This is a genomic window from Hyalangium sp., assembly GCF_045802625.1.
Lineage (GTDB): Bacteria > Myxococcota > Myxococcia > Myxococcales > Myxococcaceae > Hyalangium.
This window is the reverse complement of sequence record NZ_JBJMQP010000165.1, coordinates 1-4,260: the sequence shown is the minus strand read 5'-3', so window position 1 is coordinate 4,260 and position 4,260 is coordinate 1. Positions and strand designations below refer to the sequence as shown.

Genomic DNA, 4,260 nt, shown 5'->3' with positions numbered 1-4,260 from the left:
GTTGGTTTCCGGCTGCGTGATGTCGATGTTGAGGTTGCGAGACGTCGACTCAGTACACACATTGCCCGCCCTGTCCGTGGCTGTGACCGTGAACGGATGGGTGCCCGGGTTCCACGCCGGGTTCGCCACGAAGAGCCAATTCCCAGATCCGTCTGCAACTACGGTGGGAGCGACCGCCTGGCCATTGTCATACACCGTGACAGTGCTTCCCGCCTCGGCCGTGCCCCGGATCTCGGGGGTCGTGTCGTTGGTGGAAGTGCCGCCCGCGGGCGAGAGCACCACCGGAGCACCCGGAACCGTCTGGTCGATGGTGAAGGTCGTGACATTGGACAAGGGACTGGTGTTGCCCGCCACGTCCGTCGCCGTCACCTGGACCCAATGGAAGCCCACGGAGAGATTCGATGGAGGAGTGAGCGTCCACGCCCCACTGCCGTTGGTGGTGGGCGTCGTCGACAGCACCGTGGTCGAGCCATCGACGTAGACCTTGATGGTGCTCGAAGCCTCCGCGGTGCCGCTGATGGTCGGCTTCTGGAGATTGGTGTAGCCCCCGTTCGCCGGAGCCTGGATGACGGGAGCGGGAGGAGCCGTCATGTCGACCACGAAACTGCCAATCGTCGGAGGATCACTGGTACCACCACCCGATCCCGTCTTGGTGGCTGTGATGCTCAGCGTATACGTCGTTCCGTTGACGAGGTTGAGGCCCGGGGAAACGCTCCAGGAATTGCAGTTGTCCGTGAGCACGCCACCAATGAGCGATCCACTGGCTCTGATCTCCACCGACACAAAATCGCAGCTCGAGGCACTCCCCTGGATGACCGGCTGGAGAGAAGCGACGGGCATTCCGTTGGAATACGTTCGACCGGCGATTTGCGAAAGCGTGGGGGCATTCGGGGCTGGCAGCAGGGCGTTGCTGCCATCCGCCGAGGGGGAACGAACCGCGGTGGAGACAACGAGCAGGTGAGGCAGACTCGGCTCGCCCTGCAGCCCCTGGTACGAGGCGGCCGCCTGGATATGGTGCATGCCTTCCGTGAGCGGCTCGCTCACGCTCCACTCGAAGAAGCCGCCCTCGGCCACCGTGCGGCCCACTTCCAGGCCATCCACGAAGATCACCACGTCCAGTCCAACAGGCGCGATTCCCGAGAGGGTGGGCGTCCGGGTCCTGACGAGCGAACCGTACTCGGGCAGGAGGATGGTGACGGTTCCAGGCATCACCAGACCCCCGTCCAGCCGGGTGACGTTACCGGTATGAGCGGACAACGTGGCGAAGTCGGGTTGTGCGCCGGAAAGCTCCCGGCCCGCGCCCGCGGTGCTGGCCGTGGCCGACATTCCGCACTCGCTCACCCAGGCGGCCTGGTAGAGCACCTGTCCACCACCACCTCCACCACCCGCCGCGAGCGTTCCCGTCGCGCCGTTGCTGCCTCCCTGGCCACCCGAGGCATCGAGGCTCGCGCACTGCAGCGCTCCCGCGACTCGCAGCGAGATGCTTCCTCCGGCGCCGCCACCACCCGCCCCCGCCTTCTCGCTGCCATGTCCCGCTTCGCCCCGGGCCGCGATGCGTCCGTTGCCCACGAGTGCATCGGCGCGGATGAAGATGGCACCACCGCCCTGACCGCCATTGGAGCTGGGGGCGTACTGGGCATTCCAGCCAGAGCCACCACCACCGCCACCACCCAGGGTCAGCCGATCCAGCAGCGAATACACGAGCCGGGCACCGCCCAGGCCGCCGACGTCTCGCGGGCCCTCGGTGGGCTGACCGCCCTGACCACCCGGACCGCCGTGACCACCACCGCCACCGCCCGAGGGCAGACAGGCGCCACCACCGCCACCGTTGGCGATATTGGCCCTGCCACTTCCCTGTCCGGGATCCGTGCTGTCCACGCCCTCACCGCGGCGCGAGCCCCGCTCCATCCACGCGCTCGGCGAGGCGCAGCTGCGTGAAGGAGCCTGCCGGACATAGCTGCCCCCGCGGAAGCCGCTGCCGCTCGCATCGATGGCGCCTTCGTTGGTGATGGTGCCCGTGGCCAGGAAGGCGATGACGCCGCCCGTGGCCCCGTTCCACGGTTGCGCGACGATCCGCGCCCCGGGCCGGATGTCGACGGTGGTGAACTCAGGCACGCGGATGATCTGGGTCACCCCCGCCGCATAGGAATGGATGAGACGATCGGAGAGGTAGAGGATGTCCGCGTCCACGGAGAGGAGCCGCGCCAGCTCCCAACTCCCCACCGCGTCGCGCGCGAGCTCCACGGGAGAACCATCACCCGGCGTGGCCGAGGGGACGATGCCCGTGGTCTGCAACACCATCACCAGGTCTCCCGCCGCGAACCCCTCCGGCTGGTCCACCAGGACCGCCACATCTCCGGGAGCGATGGGCGCCTTCACCTGGGCATAGCGGTTGATGACGGTGTCGGCGCCAGACACCACGGTGGCGCCGTCCCGTCCCGAGCCCAGATAGAAACGATCCGGCTCCGCCCGGGCCACGACCGCGGCGAGCAGGACTCCAGCCGTCAATACCTTCACCAACAAGTTCTTCGCGAGCATGTGAGGCTCCCCCCGCTAGTGCTGGAGCGACTCCGTGTTCTCGTCGCCATTCCGAATGATTTTGAAGTCCACCCGGCGGTTGTTCTCTCGCCCGATGGAGGTCGCATTGCTGTCGATGGGCCGGTCCGGTCCATATCCCCTGGCATCCAACCGCTCGGCGGCCACGCCCTTGTCGATGAGGTAGCGGCGCACCACCTCGGCGCGCTGCTGCGACAACTGGCGGTTCTGCTCGGCGAAGCCCCGGTCGTCCGTGTGAGCGCCCACCATGATCCGCGGAATCTCCGAGTGCTCGCGCATCACCTTCGCTACCCAATCCAATACGGAGAAGGAGCGCTGCTGCATGCGTGACTGAGCCGCCTCGAAGTACACCTTGCCGCGCAGCTCGAGTTGCGTGGGCGTGATCGCCACCAGGGGCACCTCATGCGCGGGGCAGCCCAGGTTGCTCTCCACGCCTGGCTCGGTGGCACAGCTGTCCACGCGGTTGGGCACACCATCCTTGTCCGTGTCTTCCTCCGGGCAGCCCTGGCGCTCGGCCGGCCCCGGCTCGTCGGGGCACGCGTCCTGGTCGTTGTCGATGCCGTCCTTGTCCTTGTCCTTCACAGGGCAGCCCCGGTTCTCCGCGGGACCTGGCTGCGTCGGACAGGCGTCCATCTCGTCCTCGACGCCGTCGTTGTCCTGATCGCGCATCGGACAGCCCTGGCGCGCGGCGTCGCCCGGCTCGCTCGGACAAGCGTCCAGCGTGTCCTCGATTCCGTCCTTGTCCGTATCGGCCCGCGAGCAGCCAGCACGCGCGGGATCGCCCGGCACCATCGGGCACTTGTCATCCATGTTGCGCACGCCGTCGCCGTCATCGTCCCTGTCCGGGCACTCCTCCGGCGAGAGGGACATGCCCAGGTCGCACCTGACAGAGGATTCACCCGGCCCCCGCCGCGGCATCACGTTTCCGAAAGAGCCTCCCGCGAGAAATCGGAACAGCGGTGTCCCAGGAGCGGAGCCCAATCCAACGCCCGCGAGCCCAAACAACTCCAACGACGGATTCACGAGGTAGCGAACTCCCGGCATCAGCTCCACGGCCGCCGGCTGCGCCTTGGCCAGGGAGATCGCGCTGCGGACGTTGACCTCCCACCGCATCCGCCGGCCCGTCGTGACCAACGCGGCCCCGATATGCACCTCGTTGTCCAGCTTGTCCTGCCCACCCGCACCCAATGGGCTGATAGCGTCCAGCTTCGGCCGCAACAACAGGCCCACATCGAGCGCCGCGCGGAGGAAACCGAAGCGCCGGCCCGCCATCACCCTCGGCAGGTAACGAAGTCCGCCATCACTCCCGAAGCTCTTGGGATTGCCCACTGGAAACCCCACATCGCCCCCGACCGCTACGTCCAATCCCCCCTTCTCATCCTGGGTGAGCAGGCCGAGACGCAGGCTCGCCAGGGGTGTCGAAAGGCCGAAGGACTCAGGCCGCAGGATGTTCTCCGCGCTCAGATCCCCACCCCACTGCGACGCCACGACCGGCAGTTGTGCTCCCAACTCGAGCCAGTTCGTCACGGCATATGCGGCGGCCAGATGCATCGTGGTTCGTCCACCGACCACGGCATAGGTGGTGTTATCCACGAAGAGCAGCAATGGCCGATGCGAGTAGTGGCCCACGGCGGAGAGGCGGAACTGCCCGGCCTGCAGCAACTCCCCCATCCCCACGACCAGGGAGCCCTCCGCGCCAGGATT

Annotated in this window: 2 protein-coding genes; both read right to left on the bottom strand. The window is 67.3% G+C overall.

Annotation, left to right across the window (positions count from 1 at the left end; all coding sequences use genetic code 11):
- A partial coding sequence (agmC, locus tag ACJ8AT_RS29855; RefSeq protein WP_407741331.1) for an adventurous gliding motility protein AgmC occupies positions 1–2,538 on the bottom strand: 2,538 nt, incomplete at its 3' end.
- Between the two features lie 15 nt (positions 2,539–2,553).
- The coding region (locus tag ACJ8AT_RS29850; RefSeq protein ID WP_407741330.1) for an OmpA family protein at positions 2,554–4,260 on the bottom strand (1,707 nt) is incomplete at its 5' end.